The sequence below is a fragment of the Nitrospirillum bahiense genome, assembly GCF_007828025.1.
In the GTDB taxonomy this organism is placed as follows: Bacteria; Pseudomonadota; Alphaproteobacteria; order Azospirillales; family Azospirillaceae; genus Nitrospirillum; species Nitrospirillum amazonense.
The window spans coordinates 100,216-117,412 of record NZ_VITO01000001.1 but is presented as its reverse complement, the minus strand read 5'-3'; the positions used below and the strand labels follow the sequence as shown (position 1 = coordinate 117,412).

General features: G+C 66.8%; 17 protein-coding genes. 15 read left to right on the top strand and 2 right to left on the bottom strand.

Features of this window, described 5'->3' with window-relative positions; translation table 11 throughout:
* The first annotated feature begins 41 nt into the window (after positions 1-41).
* Positions 42-647, top strand: a complete 606-nt coding sequence (wrbA, locus tag FBZ88_RS00500; protein ID WP_145614921.1) for an NAD(P)H:quinone oxidoreductase — start codon at positions 42-44, stop codon at positions 645-647.
* Positions 648-728: 81 nt separating this feature from the next.
* Here the strand turns inward: wrbA and FBZ88_RS00495 are convergent, their stop codons facing one another.
* Positions 729-2,984, bottom strand: a complete 2,256-nt coding sequence (locus FBZ88_RS00495) for a TonB-dependent receptor (protein WP_246138427.1) — start codon at positions 2,982-2,984, stop codon at positions 729-731.
* A gap of 213 nt (positions 2,985-3,197) precedes the next feature.
* On the opposite strand from FBZ88_RS00495, the gene FBZ88_RS00490 reads away from it, so the two are divergent.
* The gene (locus FBZ88_RS00490) at positions 3,198-4,055 is read left to right on the top strand and encodes a phytoene/squalene synthase family protein (protein ID WP_145614920.1); all 858 of its coding nucleotides are present in this window, start codon (positions 3,198-3,200) and stop codon (positions 4,053-4,055) included.
* Between the two features lie 9 nt (positions 4,056-4,064).
* On the opposite strand, the gene trmFO is transcribed toward FBZ88_RS00490, so the two are convergent.
* Positions 4,065-5,426 (bottom strand): methylenetetrahydrofolate--tRNA-(uracil(54)-C(5))-methyltransferase (FADH(2)-oxidizing) TrmFO, encoded by a 1,362-nt coding sequence (trmFO, locus tag FBZ88_RS00485; RefSeq protein ID WP_145614919.1) that lies wholly within the window; start codon positions 5,424-5,426, stop codon positions 4,065-4,067.
* A 168-nt stretch (positions 5,427-5,594) separates the two neighbouring features.
* Between trmFO and FBZ88_RS00480 the strand changes: the two genes are divergently transcribed.
* The 13 genes from FBZ88_RS00480 (at position 5,595) to FBZ88_RS00420 (ending at position 16,971) form a co-directional block, all read left to right on the top strand.
* Complete coding sequence (locus tag FBZ88_RS00480; RefSeq protein ID WP_211102464.1) at positions 5,595-5,909, top strand: ArsR/SmtB family transcription factor; 315 nt, start codon at positions 5,595-5,597, stop codon at positions 5,907-5,909.
* A 25-nt stretch (positions 5,910-5,934) separates the two neighbouring features.
* Positions 5,935-6,192, top strand: coding sequence for a hypothetical protein (locus FBZ88_RS00475; protein ID WP_145614918.1), 258 nt, complete (start codon positions 5,935-5,937; stop codon positions 6,190-6,192).
* Between the two features lie 49 nt (positions 6,193-6,241).
* A complete protein-coding gene (locus tag FBZ88_RS00470; RefSeq protein ID WP_088873271.1) occupies positions 6,242-6,646 on the top strand; it encodes a hypothetical protein in 405 nt (134 codons plus the stop codon).
* 165 nt (positions 6,647-6,811) lie between these two features.
* Positions 6,812-7,039: a Sec-independent protein translocase subunit TatA gene (locus FBZ88_RS00465; protein WP_088873272.1), complete on the top strand. Its 228-nt coding sequence runs from the start codon at positions 6,812-6,814 to the stop codon at positions 7,037-7,039.
* A 132-nt stretch (positions 7,040-7,171) separates the two neighbouring features.
* Complete coding sequence (tatB, locus tag FBZ88_RS30490) at positions 7,172-7,735, top strand: Sec-independent protein translocase protein TatB (protein ID WP_211102463.1); 564 nt, start codon at positions 7,172-7,174, stop codon at positions 7,733-7,735.
* A gap of 16 nt (positions 7,736-7,751) precedes the next feature.
* A complete protein-coding gene (gene tatC, locus FBZ88_RS00455) occupies positions 7,752-8,585 on the top strand; it encodes a twin-arginine translocase subunit TatC (protein WP_145614917.1) in 834 nt (277 codons plus the stop codon).
* 114 nt (positions 8,586-8,699) lie between these two features.
* Positions 8,700-9,971 carry a serine--tRNA ligase gene (gene serS / locus FBZ88_RS00450; RefSeq protein WP_145614916.1) on the top strand — a complete coding sequence of 424 codons (1,272 nt, stop codon included), beginning with the start codon at positions 8,700-8,702 and terminating at the stop codon, positions 9,969-9,971.
* Positions 9,972-9,981: 10 nt separating this feature from the next.
* Positions 9,982-10,764 carry a 5'/3'-nucleotidase SurE gene (gene surE, locus FBZ88_RS00445; RefSeq protein ID WP_145615275.1) on the top strand — a complete coding sequence of 261 codons (783 nt, stop codon included), beginning with the start codon at positions 9,982-9,984 and terminating at the stop codon, positions 10,762-10,764.
* Positions 10,761-11,525 (top strand): protein-L-isoaspartate(D-aspartate) O-methyltransferase, encoded by a 765-nt coding sequence (locus FBZ88_RS00440; RefSeq protein WP_088873277.1) that lies wholly within the window; start codon positions 10,761-10,763, stop codon positions 11,523-11,525. Before surE ends, FBZ88_RS00440 begins: the two co-directional genes overlap by 4 nt.
* 101 nt (positions 11,526-11,626) lie before the next feature.
* Positions 11,627-12,913: a LysM peptidoglycan-binding domain-containing M23 family metallopeptidase gene (locus FBZ88_RS00435; RefSeq protein WP_246138426.1), complete on the top strand. Its 1,287-nt coding sequence runs from the start codon at positions 11,627-11,629 to the stop codon at positions 12,911-12,913.
* A gap of 210 nt (positions 12,914-13,123) precedes the next feature.
* Entirely contained in the window at positions 13,124-14,533 is a 1,410-nt protein-coding gene (gene flgK, locus FBZ88_RS00430; protein ID WP_145614915.1) for a flagellar hook-associated protein FlgK, read from the top strand.
* Positions 14,530-16,677, top strand: a complete 2,148-nt coding sequence (locus tag FBZ88_RS00425; protein ID WP_145614914.1) for a hypothetical protein — start codon at positions 14,530-14,532, stop codon at positions 16,675-16,677. Before flgK ends, FBZ88_RS00425 begins: the two co-directional genes overlap by 4 nt.
* A 12-nt stretch (positions 16,678-16,689) precedes the next feature.
* Complete coding sequence (locus FBZ88_RS00420) at positions 16,690-16,971, top strand: hypothetical protein (RefSeq protein ID WP_088873280.1); 282 nt, start codon at positions 16,690-16,692, stop codon at positions 16,969-16,971.
* The last annotated feature ends 226 nt before the right edge of the window (positions 16,972-17,197 follow it).

The window sequence follows — 17,197 nt, the reverse complement described above, 5'->3', positions numbered from 1 at the left end:
CCAACCTTGATCCCATCCTCAACACCATGGAGAACACCGCCATGACCAAGGTCCTGGTCCTCTATTACAGCACCTACGGCCATGTGGAGACGCTGGCCTATGCCATCGCTGACGGGGCCCGCGAGGTCGCCGGCACCGAGGTCACGGTCAAGCGCGTGCCGGAGCTGATGCCGCCGGACGTGGCGGCCAAGGCGCATGCAAAGCTGGACCAGAAGGCCCCGCTGGCCGATCCGGCGGAGCTGGGGCACTACGACGCCGTGATCATCGGTGCGCCCACCCGCTTCGGCAACATGGCCGCACAGATGCGCAATTTCCTGGATCAGACGGGGCCGCTGTGGGCTCAAGGGGCGCTGGTCGGCAAGGTGGGCGCCGCCTTCACCTCCACCGCCAGCCAGCATGGCGGCCAGGAAACCACCCTGACCTCCATCCACACCACGTTGCTGCATCACGGCATGGTGATCTGTGGCGTACCCTATTCCGAGCCGGGCCTGACGGTGATGGATGAGGTCACGGGCGGCACACCCTACGGCGCCAGCACCATCGCCGGCCCCAAGGGCGAGCGCCAGCCCAGCGCCAACGAACTGGCCATCGCCCGCGCCCAGGGCCGTTTCGTGGCCGGCGTGGCCGCCAAGCAGGCCGCGCAATAAAGATGGGCCGCCCTGGAGGTCGGTCCGGGGCGGCCCCAATATCCCGGCCGGCGGTGGCGACGGCCGGGATGAAGGTGGGGTTTAAAACCAGAAAGTGGCCTCCGCGCCGAACCGGCGGGGCAGGGCCTTGAAGACGAAGCCGCCGGGCGAATATTCGGCGTTGTAGCGCTTGTCGAAGACGTTCTTGGCCCACAACGCCACGGACCAGTCGTCACGGGTGTAGGTGGTGCGCACGTCCACCAGGTCGACGGGGTCGCGCACGGTGGAGTTCTGCGGATCCCAATAGGTGTCGCCGATGCGCTGGTATTCCAGGCGGGAGACCAGGGACGAACTTTTACCGAAGTCCCAGGTGTGCTGGAGGGCGGCGTTGATGGTGTACTTGGAAACGCCGGGCGCCTGGTTGCCGATGACGGTGCGGTCGGTGGATTCCGTGATGTTGCTGTCGGTGTAGCCCGCCCCGATGCTGGCCTGCAGGCTGTCCGTCAGGTGGGCGGTGAGGCCGGCGTCGGCGCCCTTGTATTCCACCAGGCCGAGGTTGCCCAGGTTCTGGGTGGAGTTGGCGGCCAGGAAGACGAAGAAATAGGGGTTGTGGGAGCGGGTGTAGAAGCCGGCGCCCTCCACCTCCAGCCGGCGGTCGAACAGGGTCTTCTTGAAGCCCAGTTCATAGGTGTCCGCCCATTCCGCCTGGAACACGTCGGATACGCCCAGGATGCCGTTGGCCGCGGCCACGGCGCCCACGCCCGTCTGGTTGAAGCCGCCGCTGCGGAAGCCGCGCCCCCAGTCGGCATACAGGGTGGTGGTCGTGTCCGGCTTGTAGCGCAGCACGATCTTGGGCTGGGCCCGGTCGAAGGTGCGCTCGCGCACCTCGCCGCTGACCCCCTGGGGGAAGCCTGGGATGTTGGGCAGGAAGGCGGTGGGGGTCAGGGTGGTGTTGCGCCGGTTGTCGCTGTCGTAGCGCAGCGACAGCGCCAGCTCCAGCTGGTCGGTCAGTTCCGCCGTCAGGTCGCCGTACAGCGCCCAGGCCATGTTGTCCTGGCTGTCGGCCAGGAAGGTCGCCTGCGGGTTCAGCGGGTTGGTACTGGGGCTGCGGTAGACGGGGAAGACGCCGTTGCCGGTGTCCACCATGTTGCCGGTGGAGATGTAGCGGTCGGTATGGATGAGATAGCCGCCGACGATCCAGCGCAGGAAGCCCTCGTTGGGCGAAGTCAGGCGGAAATCCTCGCTGACCGCCTTCACATCCAGGAACTGGCTCTGGTTCATATCGAAGCCCAGCAGCCCCTTGAAGAAGGACTCGTTGATGGGCAGGAAGTCGAAGGCGTCGCCGGTGACGATCTCGCGCACCACGTCATAGGCCGTGACCGAGGTGGCGGTGGCGAAGCCCAGGTTCCAGTCGACCTTGACCGAGGCGTCCAGCAGACGGCGGTTGTCGATGCCGGCGTTGTTGACCCGCACCGGCAGACTGGTGTCGTTCACGTCGCTGACGATGTTGTAGTAGAAGCCGCGCGTATCCAGTTCCGACAGGGAAAAGCGCGTGTCCACGGTCAGATCCTCGGTGGGCGTGAACAGCAGCTTCAGCCGGCCTGAGGTCTGCTTGACCGGGTTGGCCTCGGTATCCAGGTAGGTGTTCTTGATGGTGCCGTCGTTGCTGGTGTGGCTGATGGAGCCGATGAACTTCAGCTTGCCGGGGACGATGGCGCCGCTGGCCGTGGCCTGCTCGGTATAGCCGGGGCCGTTCTCCACCCCCGCCTTGACCTTGAACTCATAGTTGTCGGTGGGTTCCTTGGTGGTGATCAGGATGGCGCCGCCGATGGCGTTGCGGCCGTAAAGGCCGCCCTGCGGACCCTTCAGCACTTCGATCCCTGAAATGTCGAACAGGTCCTGGTTGAACTGGGACGGGTTCACCTGCTGCACCCCGTCCACCACCACGGCGGTCGACGGTTCGCTGTTGCGCGCCTGGCCGATGCCGCGCACGACCACGAACGCCGTGCCCACGTTCTGGGTTTCCACCAGCGTGACGTTGGGCGTCATGGCGATGAAGTCGCGGGGTGCTGTGATGCCCGACGCCTCGATTTGCGCCTCGGTGAAGGCCGTCACCGCCGCCGGCACGTCCGTCAGCTTTTCCGCGCGCTTGCGGGCGATGACCAGGATGTCCTCCAACTGGCCAACGGCGCTGTTGTCGCTCGCGGCGTTGGTCTGGCCCAGGGCGCTGCCGCCGGAAAGCAGAGCGGCCGTCAGTGCCAGCCGCGAGGTCGTCCGGGTGAAGGCGGAGCGCGCCTTGCGGCGGCGCAGGTGGTGGTCAGGTGTCAGGCGATCCCCGTGCACGGCCGCTGGCGGCATCGTTGTCCTCCCCGTTCTTTTTTCGTATAACGAAAATATTTTCTATAAACGTATCTTAGCATTCTGGCGAAGATCGTCAAGACGCCGGCCCTGGCATGGCGGCGGCCGGCTATCGTCCTTTGGGAGGGAGGCGGGGTGGTGAAGGTGGCGCTGGTCAGGGGCGGGGCGGGCGGTTCATAAAGGCGGCCTCTTTCCCGCCGGATGCGTAGCGCCATGGCCCCCTCAGCCCAGCCCACCCTGTCCTATTGCCTGGAAACCGTCCGCCGCCAGGATCCGGACCGTTTCCTGACCCTGCTGTTCGCCCCGGCGGACAGGCGGGAGGATTTGGCCGCGCTGTACGCCTTCAACCATGAGGTGGCGAAGACGCGTGAGGTGGTGACCGAGCCCATGTTGGGCCAGATCCGCCTGCAATGGTGGCGCGACAGCATCGCCGGCATCTATGAGGGCGAACCCCGCCGGCACGAGGTGGTTCAGCCCCTGGCCCAGGCGGCGCAGCGCCACGGCCTGGATCGCGCGCAGTTGGAATTGCTGGTGGATGCGCGTGAGGCGGACATGGACGACGCGGCGCCGGCGGATCTCGCCTGCCTGGTGAACTATGCCGAGGTGACGTCCGCCCCGCTGGTGCGCCTGGCGTTGCAGATCCTGGGTGTCGCGCCCGAGGGGGCCGCCGCGACGGTGGCGACCCATGTCGGTCGGGGCTGGGCCCTGGCGGGCATCCTGCGCGCCGTGCCCTTCCTGGCCCGCGCCCACCGCTCGCGCATGCCGGCGGACTTGATGCAAAGGCACGGTGCCGATGAGGCCCAGCTGTTCGAGCTGAAGCCCCAACCCGGCCTGGCCGTCGTGGCCAAGGAGATCGCGGACGCGGCCCGGACCGAGCTGACGGCCGCCCGGCGCCTGCGCGGTCAGCTTCCGCGCGCCGCCGTGCCCGCCCTGCTACCGGCCCGCCTAGCCAGCTTTTCACTGGCCCGCCTGGCCAAGGCCGGCCACGACCCGCTGGCCCCGGAACTGCTGCGCCCCGATGGCCTGAGGGCCGCTCGGCTGGCCTGGGCGGCCTTCAGCGGCAGGTGGTGATCGGGGCCCTTACCCCAGCCAACCCGCCAAGTCGTTGAGCGCCCGGCGTGTGTAGGCCAGCTTGCGCTCCTTGCCGCGCAACTCCCGGCCGCGGGCGTCACGCTCCTCGGGCGGGGGGAACAGGCCGAAGTTCACGTTCATGGGCTGGAAGGTCTCGGCCTCCGCCCCGCCGGTGATGTGGCTCAGCAGGGCACCCAAGGCGGTGGTGACGGGCGGCGTGGGCAGCGTGGTCCCCAAGCGTTCGGCGGCGGCGAAACGGCCGGCCATCAGGCCCACCGAGGCGCTTTCGACATAGCCCTCGCAGCCGGTGATCTGCCCGGCGAAACGCAGGCGCGGGGCGGCCTTCAGCCTCAGGGTCGGATCCAGCAGGCGGGGGCTGTTCAGGAAGGTGTTGCGGTGCAGGCCGCCCAGGCGCGCGAACTTGGCATTCTCCAGGCCCGGGATCATGCGGAACACCCGTGTCTGGTCGGCATACTTCATCTTGGTCTGGAAACCGACCAGATTGTACAGCGTTCCCAGGGCGTTGTCCTGGCGCAGCTGCACCACGGCATAGGGACGGCGCTCGTCATGCGGGTTGGTCAGCCCCACCGGCTTCATGGGGCCGTAGCGCAGGGTGTCCAGGCCCCGCTCCGCCATGACCTCGATGGGTAGGCAGCCCTCGAAATAGGGCGTGTCCTTCTCCCATTCCTTGAACTCGGTCTTGGGCGCCTCGACCAGGGCCTGGATGAAGGCCTCGTATTGAGCCTTGTCCATGGCGCAGTTGATGTAGTCCTTGCCCGTGCCGCCGGGGCCGACCTTGTCATAGCGCGACTGGAACCAGGCTTTGCTGAGGTCGATGCTGTCGAAATGGACGATGGGGGCGATGGCGTCGAAGAAGGACAGCTGCGCCTCCCCCGTCAGGTCCAGCACGGCCTGCGCCAGGGCGGGCGAGGTCAAGGGGCCGGTGGCGACGATGACGCTGTCCCATTCCTCGGGCGGCAAGCCCGCCACCTCGTCCCGCACCACGGTCACCAGCGGGTGGGCGGTCAGCTTGGCGGTGACCGCCTGGGCGAACGCATCGCGGTCCACGGCCAGCGCGCCGCCGGCCGGCACCTTGTGCTCATCGGCGCAGGCCAGGATGAGGGAGCCGCAGCGCCGCATCTCCTCATGCAGCAGGCCCACCGCATTGTATTCATGATCGTCGGAACGGAAGGAGTTGGAGCAGACAAGCTCGGCGAAATGCTGGGTCTGGTGCGCCTCCGTCCCCCGCACGGGCCGCATCTCATGCAGCACCACGGGCACGCCGGCCTGCACCAGCTGCCAGGCGGCCTCGCTGCCGGCCATGCCGCCGCCAATGACGTGCACGGGAGGGATGGTGGGGGTGTCTCTCATGACCAGATCTTGCCTTCAACAAAACTGAAACCGTGTGGGGCCAGAGACGCCAGCCGGCGCCGTCCGTCAAGCCCTGGGACGTGGGGTCGATGCGGGTGCCGAAAAAAGCACTTGCAATTCGCTGACACCTGCAAGAATTTACTGACACATGTTCGATGGGGTTTGCGCTTGTCCATTTCCGGAGACGATCTGCTGACGATGCTGTCGGCGTTGGCCAATCCGCACCGGCTGAGGATCCTGGCCACGCTGAAGGCCGAGGGTCGCAGCTACGTCAGCCAGCTGGCGCGGCAGGTCGGTATCAGCCGGCCGCTGTTGCACCTGCATCTGCAGAAGCTGGAGGAGGCGGGGCTGGTCACCAGCCAGTTGGAGTTGTCGCCGGACGGCAAGGCGCTGAACTTCTTCGCGGTCGCGGATTTCGCAGTGGATCTGACGCCGGACCTGCTGGTCCAGGCGGTGGCGACGCTCAGCGCCAAGACCGATTGAGACTTTGAGCTGAAGGAACAAAGGAATGTCGCCCAGTATCTATCTTCTTACCTTGCTGCTGTTCTTCGGCACCTTCGTGCTGATCTTCGGCTTCAAGTACTTCTCCGCCGCCGTGGCGGCCCGTGCCAAGCTGGAGACCGAGGCCGGCTATCGCGCCCTGGCCGAGCGGGCGGTCGCGGCCCAGGCGGAGACCCAGGCCGCCCTGGCGGCGCTGACGGGCGACATGGCCAAGCTGGCCGCCAGCCTTGCTGCGGTGGAACGCATCCTGCGCGAAGTGGAATAGGGCCCGGTCGCCGGGCGTGCCCATCAAAATCAAAACGGGGGACAGGGAAATGACGATATCGGTGTTTCGGCTTTATCTGTTGCGGGCGGGCTATCTGTTGATCGCGCTGGCCATGGGCGGGCTGACCTGGCCCGAGATCCTGGACCCAGCGGCGGACTGGAGCTTCAACCAGGGCGTGGTCCGTTGCATGTTGGGGGCGTTGACGTTGCTGTGCCTGCTGGGTGTGCGCTATCCACTGCAGATGCTGCCCCTGCTGATGTTCGAATTAACGTGGAAGATGATCTGGCTGGCGCGGGTGGCGCTGCCGGCCTGGATGTCCGGTCACATCGACGACGGCATGGCGGAAAACATCTTCGCGGTGGGTATCGGTGCCATCTACTGGTTCATCATCCCCTGGCGCTATGTCATTGACCGCTATGTGACCCAGTCCGGTGACCGCTGGGCGTGGCGCTGATGCGACGGGATGACCGGCGCCGGGCGGGGGGCTTACATCGGGCGCCGGTCGTCCCCACCTCTAGGAGGCCAAGCATTGCGGCGGGCGGCACCGCCATGCCATAGTGCCGCGCCTTCACGGGCGTCGTTATCGACCTACACCTTATTCAGGACACGGGACCCACCCATGGGCTCTTTTAGCATCTGGCACTGGCTGATCGTTCTTTTCATCGCCCTGCTGCTGTTCGGCAACCGCCTGCCCCGTATGATGGGTGACTTCGGCAAGGGCATTAAGAACTTCAAGGCCGGCCTGAACGAACAGGAAGAAGGCGGCGCCTCGGCGCCCCGCTCGATCGATGGCCACACGGACGCCTCGACGACCTCCGCGCCCAAGGACACCGTTTCCAAGGGCTGAACCGGTTAGGGGCCAGGCGGACGCCGGGCCCCGCTGGACGGATCCGTCGCGCCGGAACGGCCGGGGTGCAACCGCGCCCGCAGCCGTTGTGGGCCGACGTCGGGGAATTGTCGGGAATAAGGCACGCCGCCCATGTTCGACATCGCATGGTCCGAACTCGCGCTCATCGGTGTGGTGGCGCTGGTCGTTATCGGACCCAAGGACCTGCCGGTGGCGCTCTATACCGCCGGGAAGTGGATGCGCAAGGCGCGCCTGCTGGCCCGTGATTTCCAGTCCCACCTGGATGACATGGTGCGCCAGGCCGAGCTTGAGGATCTGCGCAAGCAGGCCCAGAAGGTGGCACAATTCGACCTGACGGCCGAGGTCACCAAGATGGTGGACCCCACCGACAGCGTGCGCCAGGCCCTGGAGATCAACCCTACCGCGTCGCTGACGGCGACCGAAGTCACGCCCGCGCCGACCGCCGCACCTGAGGGAGCCTCAGAGGGGAGCCCTGAGGGAACCATCGAAACCCAGCCCAAGGTCGAGCCGGCGGAAGCCGAGCTGCCGGCCATCGGCTCCCCCGCCATGCCCCTGATTCTGCCTGAATCGACGCCGGAGGCGGCGGCCGAGCCTGTGCCGGTGGCCCCAGTGGCGGCCCCGGCGCCCCACGCCGAACACGCTGGCGCCGATGCCCCGGCCCTGACCAAATCCTGATAGGGCCAGCGACCCCATGGCCGATCCCACCCAAGACGAAATCGACGCCTCGCGCATGCCGCTGCTGGATCACCTGATCGAGCTGCGCAACCGCCTGATCATTTCCCTGTCCGCCCTGCTGGTCGCGTTCCTGGTCTGCTACCAGTTCGCCGCCCGCATCTACGGTTGGCTGCTGGTCCCCATGGTCAAGGCCTGGGGTGAACATGCGCCGGAGCATAAGTTGATCTTCACCGCGCCCACCGAGGCCTTCTTCACCTATGTGAAGGTGTCCTTGTGGGCGGCGGCGCTGATCGCCTTCCCCATCATTGCCCAGCAGATCTGGAAGTTCGTGGCGCCCGGCCTGTACAAGCATGAGCGCAAGGCTTTCCTGCCCTTCCTATTGGCGACGCCGGTGCTGTTTTTGCTCGGCACCTGCATGGTTTATTTCTTCGTGATGCCCACGGCGCTCAGCTTCTTCCTCAGCTTTGAGCAGAAGGGCGGGGCAGGGGTTGTTCCCATCGTGGCCGAGACGCGGGTGGAACAATACCTGTCCTTCGCCATGTCGCTGATCTTCGCCTTCGGCATCGCTTTCCAGATGCCGGTGCTGCTCAGCCTGCTGGTGCGGGTCGGCATTCTGACCGCTGACCAGCTGGCGTCCAAGCGCCGCTATGCCATCGTGCTGATCTTCGTGCTGGCCGCCATCCTGACGCCGCCCGACCCCATCAGCCAGACTACCCTGGCGGCACCCATGATCGTCCTGTACGAGGTGTCGGTGTTCGCCGCCCGCCGTATCGAGCGCAGCCGGGCGCGGGAGTTGGCGAAGGCGGAAGCCGAAGAGAAGGCCGCGAACGGCAAGGGCACGCCCGGCTGATGCCGGGCCTTGCTCCAGGGGTGGGGCCAAAATGGCGGGGCGGGCTGGACCCCGGTGGGGCTTCCCGCTTATAAGTCGGTGACCAATGTCTAACCGTCTTCCAAGAAGCCTGCCATGCATGACCTCCGCGTTCTCCGCGACAATCCCGAAGCCTTTGACGGCGGCTTGGCCCGCCGCGGGTTGCCGCCCCAGTCCGCCGTCGTGCTGGACCTGGACGCCCGCCGCCGCGCGGCCCAGACGGCGCTGCAGGACATGCAGGCCCGCCGGAACGAGGCGTCGAAGCTGATCGGCGCCTACAAGAAGGACGGCAAGGACGCACAGCCGCTGATGGACGAGGTCGCCAGCCTCAAGGAAGGCATGGCGGAGGCCGAGGCCACCGAGAAGGCGCTGTCGGAAGAGCTGGACCGCCTGCTGTCGACCATCCCCAACCTGCCGGCCACCGACGTGCCGCAGGGCAAGGACGAGCACGACAATGTGGAGCGCCACCGCGTCGGCACGCCATCCGTGATCGAAAACGCCAAGGAGCATTTCGACCTGGGCGAGGCCCTGGGCTTCATGGATTTCAGCGCCGCCGCCAAGCTGTCGGGCGCCCGTTTCACGGTGCTGAAGGGGCCGCTGGCCCGGCTGGAGCGCGCGCTGGGCGACTTCATGTTGGACACCCACACCCGGGAGTTCGGCTATACCGAGGTGTCGCCGCCCCTGATGGTGCGGGACGAGGCCGCCTTCGGCACAGGCCAACTGCCCAAGTTCGCCGAAGACCTGTTCCAGACCAACACCGGGCATTGGCTGATTCCCACGGCCGAGGTACCGCTGACCAACCTGGTGGCCGACAGCATCCTGGACGCGGAGGAACTGCCCCTGCGCATGACGGCCCGCACACCCTGCTTCCGTGCCGAGGCGGGTGCCGCCGGCCGCGACACCCGCGGCATGATTCGCCAGCACCAGTTCTACAAGGTGGAGATGGTCAGCGTGACCACGCCCGATCAGTCGGCCGCCGAACATGAGCGCATGACCGAGGCGGCGGAAACGGTGCTGAAGCGCCTGGGTCTGCCCTTCCGCACCGTCACCCTGTGCACCGGCGACATGGGTTTCAGCGCCGCCAAGACCTACGACATCGAAGTTTGGCTGCCGGGCCAAAACATGTATCGCGAGATCAGCAGCTGCTCCAACTGCGGGGACTTCCAGGCCCGCCGCATGAAGGCCCGCTGGCGCAACAAGGGCGACAAGAACACACAGTTCGTCCACACCCTGAACGGTTCGGGCGTGGCAGTGGGCCGCGCTTTGCTGGCCGTGATGGAGAATTATCAGGAGGCCGACGGCTCCATCCGCGTGCCCGAGGTTCTGGTCCCCTATATGAACGGGCTGGAGCGCATCGTCCGTGGCTGAGGGCACGCCGATGCGGGCCCCGGGGGAAGACCGCCCCCTGCGCATCCTGATCAGCAATGACGATGGCATCCACGCCCCCGGCCTGGCGGCGCTGGAGCGCATCGCGCGCCAGCTGACCGACGACGTCTGGGTGGTGGCGCCGGAGGCGGAGCAATCCGCCGCCAGCCATTCGCTGACCATCCACCGCCCGTTGCGCATGAAGCGGGTGGCCGACCGGCGTTATACCGTCGATGGCACGCCCACCGACTGTGTGCTGCTGGCCGTGAACCAGCTGATGGCAGACCAGCGGCCGGACGTGGTGCTGTCCGGCGTGAACCACGGCCAGAACCTGGGCGAGGACGTGACCTACTCGGGCACCGTCGCCGCCGCCATGGAGGCAACCCTCCTGGGCGTCCGGGCCTTCGCCTTCAGCCTGCGCCTGCGCGACGGCCGCGACCCCGACTGGGCCACGGCCGAGCGTTGGGGGCCGGAGGTGGTGCGCAAGGGCCTGGCCGTCGAGTGGCCGCGCCATGTCCTGCTGAATGTGAACTTCCCGGCGGTGGATCCGGAAAAGGTGGCTGGCATCCACGTGGTGCGCCATGCCAACCGCAAGGCCGGCGACGATTTGTTCGAGCGCATGGACCCTCGGGGCCGTCCCTACATCTGGATCGGCGCCGCGCGGGGATTGAACGAGGTGCCGGAAGACACCGACGTTCACGTGGTGGAGGCGCTGGGCGGCATTTCCGTCACGCCGGTCCATCTGGACTTGACGCACTACGAGACCTTGAAGCGGCTGGAGGGGGTATTCGGGTGAGCAGTGCTGCGCGCAAGATCCGTCTGTTGATGCTGTTGCGCCGCAATGGCGTGAACAGCACGGACGTTTTGCGCGCCATGGAGCTGATCCCGCGGGAGGTGTTCGTGCCCCCCACCTTCCACGACCAGGCTTATGAGGACACGGCGCTGCCCATCGGCCATGGGCAGACCATCAGCCAGCCCATGGTGGTGGGGCTGATGACCCAGGCCCTGCAGCTGAGCGACCGGCTCAAGGTGCTGGAGATCGGCACCGGTTCCGGCTATCAGGCGGCGGTACTGGCCAAGATCGCCCGCCGGGTCTACACCATCGAGCGCCACCGGCCCCTGCTGGCGGAGGCGGAGGGGCGTTTCCAGGCCCTGCGCCTGCATAACATCACCGCACGCCATGGCGACGGTATGCGCGGCTGGCCCCAGGCGGCGCCCTTCGAGCGCATCCTGGTGACGGCGGGGGGCGGCATGGATCCGCCGCCCGACCTGATGGACCAGCTTGCGGTGGGGGGCATCATGGTCATACCCTTGGGCGCCGACCGCCGCAGCCTGCATGTCGTGCGCCTGCGTAAGACGGAGACGGGGGTGGAGCGTGAGCAGCTGTGGCCGGTACGGTTCGTGCCCCTGTTACCCGAAGTCCCTGTTGAGCCAGGGCGAGCCGAACCCGGACGGGGACAGGCCGCACCGGGGCAGGGGGGGATGGAGCGGGGGGATATGCCTCCGCCGGCCCTAATTCCGCCCGACTTTTCCGACGTAATCCATCAGCGGGCGTGATGCCTTTCCTCGAACGACAAAGCGCGATGGCCTTGAAGACTTTCCGCCGGATGACCGGTGCCGCTGCCCGTCCCACAACGCCCCTCGAGTCCACGAGCGGCTTGTCCCGGCTGCTGATGCAGGGGGCCTTGGCGGGCGCCCTGGCGTTCGGCCTTTCGGCCTGCGGCACCCGGTCTGAGCCGCCGGCGCCGGTGGTCACGCCGCCGCCCACGCCGGCCAACGTCATCTTCGTGTCCAAGGGGGAGACGATCTATGACGTGGCCAAGCGTTACAACATCCCGCTGCGTGACTTGATCGACGAGAATCGCCTGCAGCCGCCCTACACGGTAACGGCCGGGCAGCGCCTGGTGGTGCCGACGCCGCACACCTATGTCATCAAGCCGGGCGATACCCTGTACGGCATCGCCCGGACCTTCAACGTCGACAGCAGCGAACTGGCGCGCCTGAACAGCTTGGCGCCCCCTTACCTGCTGCGCGTGGGCCAGACCCTGAACCTGCCGCATGCCGGTCCAACGCCGGCCTGGACGCCGCCGGGCGGTGCCCCCACGGTCGCGGAGGCGCCCCCTCCGGCGGCAGCCCCCCGGCCGGGCGTCACCAGCGCCGGCCGCGCGCCCGCGTCGGCCGCCACCGCGCCGCAGGTATCCGCCGCCCCGCCGCCCGTCACGGTGGCTCCTCGCCGCACGGTGGAAAGCCAGGAACTGGCGGCCCCATCGGCGTCGGCACCAGTGGGGGCCCCGTTGCCCACGGGCAGCACCGGCGCCGCCATCCCGCCGGGCGCCACGGCCGCGCCCGCCGCGCGCTGGGCCCCCGTTACGCCGGGTTCCTCGTCCGAGCCCACCGCCGCGTCGCCCTCGGCCGCACCCGCCATTTCCTCAACGCCAGCCACGCGCGCGCCCGGCTCGGCCACTCCGCCGGCCGTGGTCGCCGCCGGTCCGTCGGTACCGCCGCCGTCCGCCATGCCCGCGCCTGAAGCGCCAGCACCTGCCCCGAAGGGCGGGGCGCGCTTCCTGTGGCCGGTGACGGGGCAGGTGATCTCCACCCACGGGGCCAAGCCCGGCGGCCAGTACAACGACGGCATCAACATCGCCGCCCCCACGGGCACGCCGGTGGTGGCGGCCGACGCCGGCGTGGTGAAGTACGCCGGCAACCAGTTGCGCGGCTTCGGTAACCTGGTGCTGATCCAGCACGCCGACGGCATGGTGACGGCCTACGCCCAGCTGGACCAGATCATGGTGGAAGCCAATGCCAGGGTGGCGCGCGGCCAGCGCATCGGTACCGTGGGTGCCACCGGCAACGTCACCAGCCCGCAACTGCACTTTGAGGTGCGGCAGGGCAATAAGGTCTTGGATCCCATGGATGTTTTGGATCCGGGCAAAGGCGTCCGCTAGCCCGGTCATCCCTGCCTAGCGGAACTCGGGAACAAAGGTGGGGCGGCAGATTTTGCCGCCCTTGCCTTTTTCGGTAGTTTGCAAAAATACGAATAATTCCAATGCCCTAACGTGCCGGACCAAGTGGCCCGGGGTTTGCGTGGTGGGGGACGGATCGGCCATGGGGGTCGGTCCCCTGCGCGGAACTCCCCGCCACCGAGGCCCGGTCCCATGAGTTTGTTCAGCGCGCTGAATTCGGCCGCCAACAGCCTGAATGTCATTCAGGCCGGCATCCAGGTCGTTTCAGACAACATGAACAACGCCAACAGCCCGGATCGTACGAAACACACCGTTTCGCAAACGACCGATCCGTTGAGCGGCGTCACCATCTCGCAGTATTCGCGATCGGTGGACGTGGCCCTGCAGGCTCAGCTTCAGGGGACGACGTCAGAGAACGGGATGCAGCAGGTGCTGTCCCAGTACATGAGCCAGATCGGCGGCATGCTGGGCACCACCAATTCCAGCAATTCCAGTGACAGCGCCACGCCCAAGCTGACCCAGGCGTTCCAGGACTTCACCTCCGCCCTGCAGGATCTGTCGGCTTCGCCAGAGAACGCCGTGGCACAGAACCAGGTGGTGCAGAAGGCCCAGGCCCTGGTGCAGACCATCCACACCCTGTCGGCGGGCGTGGACCAGATGGAAGTCCAGGCCAAGGGGGACATCACCCAGACGGTGAAGTCGATCAATACCGATCTGACCCAGATCGACCAGTTGAACGCCACCATCTCCCAGCTGAAGGCCAGCAACCAGCCCACCGCCGATTTCGAGGACCAGCGCGACGCCACGCTGCGCGACCTGTCCTCCATGATCAACATCCGCACCACGCAGCGCGACGACGGCTCCATCGCCGTCTTCACGCCCACGGGCTCCACGCTGGTGGACGGCACCGCCACCCAGCTGAGCTATGACGGCAAAGTGATCTCGGGCGCCGGTGGCGCCGACATCACCGCCGCCATCAGCGGCGGCAAGCTGGGCGGCCTGCTGGACATGGTGGCCGACAGCTCGCCGGCCCCGGCCAGCGGCGACGCCACCACCGAAGTCTTCCGCAAGCTGAAGTCGCAGCTGGACGCCGTGGCCGGCGCCCTGACCGGCACGACGCAGGCCGGCCAGCCCACCAGCATCACCGACGCCTATAACAAGGCCAGCCCCACCAACGACGGCGAGCTGGCCAGCGGCCTGTTCTCGGGCAGCGACGCCGGCACCCTGGCGGTGAACAAAGACCTGCTGAACGGCACCAAGACCATCAAGCAGTCGGCCGTGAACGCCATGGTCAGCGCCATGACCGCGACCGGCCGCACCATGACCGCCGATGGCCTGACCCTCACCAACGTCAGCTACGGCGGCATGGCCGACCAGGTGTCCAGCAACTGGTCCACCATCCAGTCCAACGTCAACACCCAGGCCACCACCACCTCGTCCTTCATGACCAGCCTGCAGACGCGCTACGCCAGCTCGACGGGCGTCAACATGGATGAGGAGGTCGCGAACCTCCAGGTCCTCCAGCGCAACTATTCGGCCACCGCCCGCGTGATCTCGGTCATCGGGCAGATGTTCGACACCCTGACCCAGGCCGTGACATGACCATCTCCCGTGTAAGCACCTACGGCAGCTACCTGTCGATGCTGAACGGCATCAATGGGAACTCTTCGTCGCTGGCCGAGCTGCAGCAGCAGTTCAACACCGGCATCAAGTCGCAGGACTTGTCCGCCTACGGCACCCAGGCCAACCAGCTGCTGGCCCTGAAGGCCCAGTATGCCCAGCGCACGGGTTATTCCAGCGCCATCACCGCGGCCACGACCCAGGTGAACGCGACGGAGAAGGCGCTGTCGTCGATGCAGACCGTCGTGGCCAACCTGTTGAGTTCGGCCAACATCCCGGCCGGCGCCGGCAGCCCCACCATCTCGGCCGTCACCTCATCCAACAGCGGTAACCTGGGCCTGTCGGTCGACACGACCAAATCCGTGTTCAACGCCGCCGCCACCTACACGGTCAGCGCCGTGCCTTCCAATTCCGGCAAGAGCGGCAGCTATGACGTCACCGTCAGCGACGGCATGGGCGGCGTGTCGACCAAGACGCTGAACCTCAACACCATCCCACCCGATGACGGCCAGCAGACCTTCGAAATGACGGGCGGGCCGGGTGATGGGTCCACCATCGCGCTGGACATCAACCAGTTGAAGGGCACGGGCAGCGCCACGTTCAGCGTGGGCTTCCCGGACCTCGCTGCGCCCAAGGCGCTGTTGCAGGGCGCCCTGACCCAGCTGTCCAGCCTGCTGAACACCAAGGCCGGTGACCGCTACATCTTCGCCGGCAGCCGGTACGATACGCAGCCGGTGGGTGACCTGTCGGCGACCAAGCAGGTCACTAAGATGACCTTCAAGGGCACGCTGGGCGTGGCCGGCGACACGTACGAGATGTATGTGGGCGATAAGCGCTACACCTATACCACGACGGGTAGCGAGACCAGCCCGTCCGACATCCTCAACGGCCTGGCGTCGCAGATCAACGGGCCCAACCAGACGGCCATTGCCAACGGCCAGAAGCCGAACCCACCGGTGGTCGCTTCCGTCTCGGGCAATGTGATGACGCTGACCGGCATGGACGCGGGCTACACCTTCACCGCCCAGTCCAACGTCTACAGCCAGCCCGGCTACAACAATACCGAGAGTGGTGCCGCCACACCGGTCGCGGCCTATACGCCGGCCACGAACGACGGACAGGACGCCATCTACGCCCAGTTCATGACCCAGCCGGCCATCGCGGCCGATCCCACCGCCGTGCCGCCGGTCACGGGTCAGCAGCAGATCGACCAGGTTAACCTGAGCGGCGCCAGTGTGGACGTCGGCGATGTCTTCACCATCACCATGGGCAACCGCAATACCGTCAATGTCACCAGCGACGATGCCAATCCGGCCAACAACATCTCATACGACAAGGTGAGCGGGCCGACGACATACAGCTACGTCATGACGGCGGGCGACATCGCTGCGGCCAAGGCCGACCCGAACGGCCCCATGAACTACGTGGCCAACAAGCTGGCCGGCGTGATCAACACCGACCCGCAGCGCTCGGCCGATGCGGTGGTCACGGCCAATCCGCCGCTGGGCGCGCAGCTGACGCTGACCGGCACCGGGACGCAGCGCTTCGCCACCACGGCAACGGTCCAGAACAATACCAACCAGAACAGCTTCACCACCAATACGCTGGACCCCTTCCAGGACCCCAACTCGTTCAGCACCACCATCACCAGCCCGCCCAGCCTGGCGGTTTACGATACGCAGTACACCAGCGGCGCGCAGAGCACGGCCGCCTTCGCCAGCAGCACGCTGAACGTGGACGACAGCACCACCGCGACCTACGGCGTCAGTTCCAACGACCCCGCCATCCAGAACCTGATCATCGGCATCAAGCAGATGCTGTCCGCGGTGAGCAACCCCGGCAACTACACGGCGTTGATGAGCACCGCGCGCTCCACCATCGTGCAGGCCCAGGGGCAGATCCGCCAGCTGGACGCCAGCACGGTGAATGCGCAGAGCGTCCTGGGCACGGCGGCGACCAACCACAAGAACGCCATGGACGATATCCAGAACCAGATCGCCAACATCCAGAACGTCGATCCGACGACTGTGGCCGCACAATTGCAAGCAGCCTTGAACCAACAGCAGGGCGCCTACACGGTTGCCGGCAAAATCGCTTCCCTTTCCCTTGTCAACTTCCTGAGCTGAGGAGACCTTGCCATGAACGCCTATACGCCTGCAGAAGCCTTCGCCGTCGCCACCGTCGCCGCCGCTCCGGTGAACGACGAAGCCCAGCGCGCCCGCCTGTTCGACCAGTTCAACGCCTATTGGGTGAACGCCGCCAGCGAGGGCGTGCCCTACGATACCATCGGCACCATGTCCGTGATGGCCTCCATCTACGGCATCTTGGCCAAGTACGGTAAGACCACCACCGCCGAATACCTGGAAATCCTGGCTGAGAGCGTGCGCTCCGGCGAGTTTTCGGTGAAGCAGGGCGCCTGATCCGGCAGACGTTCTCCGACGCGTCAGGGTCCAAAAGGGACCCGCAGGAACGGACCAGGAAAAGGCCGGGCCGGTCTCCCCAAAAGGGGGAAGACCAGCCCGGCCTTCCTTGCTTTTGGGCTACGGTTTACCGGCCCTGAACCGAAGAGAAGCCTACCGGGAAGAAACGGCCGGGTTCGGGTAGCCGGTAGGAAAAAACGCCCCGGTCCCCCGCCGCCGCGGCACA

What these genes read in the sequence shown, in the direction of transcription:
- wrbA (WP_145614921.1), top strand. Translation starts at nt 42, where the DNA reads ATGACCAAGGTCCTGGTCCTCTATTACAGCACCTACGGCCATGTGGAG.
- FBZ88_RS00495 (WP_246138427.1), bottom strand. Translation starts at nt 2,984, where the DNA reads ATGCCGCCAGCGGCCGTGCACGGGGATCGCCTGACACCTGACCACCAC.
- FBZ88_RS00490 (WP_145614920.1), top strand. Translation starts at nt 3,198, where the DNA reads ATGGCCCCCTCAGCCCAGCCCACCCTGTCCTATTGCCTGGAAACCGTC.
- trmFO (WP_145614919.1), bottom strand. Translation starts at nt 5,426, where the DNA reads ATGAGAGACACCCCCACCATCCCTCCCGTGCACGTCATTGGCGGCGGC.
- FBZ88_RS00475 (WP_145614918.1), top strand. Translation starts at nt 5,935, where the DNA reads ATGTCGCCCAGTATCTATCTTCTTACCTTGCTGCTGTTCTTCGGCACC.
- FBZ88_RS00470 (WP_088873271.1), top strand. Translation starts at nt 6,242, where the DNA reads ATGACGATATCGGTGTTTCGGCTTTATCTGTTGCGGGCGGGCTATCTG.
- FBZ88_RS00465 (WP_088873272.1), top strand. Translation starts at nt 6,812, where the DNA reads ATGGGCTCTTTTAGCATCTGGCACTGGCTGATCGTTCTTTTCATCGCC.
- tatB (WP_211102463.1), top strand. Translation starts at nt 7,172, where the DNA reads ATGTTCGACATCGCATGGTCCGAACTCGCGCTCATCGGTGTGGTGGCG.
- tatC (WP_145614917.1), top strand. Translation starts at nt 7,752, where the DNA reads ATGGCCGATCCCACCCAAGACGAAATCGACGCCTCGCGCATGCCGCTG.
- serS (WP_145614916.1), top strand. Translation starts at nt 8,700, where the DNA reads ATGCATGACCTCCGCGTTCTCCGCGACAATCCCGAAGCCTTTGACGGC.
- surE (WP_145615275.1), top strand. Translation starts at nt 9,982, where the DNA reads ATGCGGGCCCCGGGGGAAGACCGCCCCCTGCGCATCCTGATCAGCAAT.
- flgK (WP_145614915.1), top strand. Translation starts at nt 13,124, where the DNA reads ATGAGTTTGTTCAGCGCGCTGAATTCGGCCGCCAACAGCCTGAATGTC.
- FBZ88_RS00425 (WP_145614914.1), top strand. Translation starts at nt 14,530, where the DNA reads ATGACCATCTCCCGTGTAAGCACCTACGGCAGCTACCTGTCGATGCTG.
- FBZ88_RS00420 (WP_088873280.1), top strand. Translation starts at nt 16,690, where the DNA reads ATGAACGCCTATACGCCTGCAGAAGCCTTCGCCGTCGCCACCGTCGCC.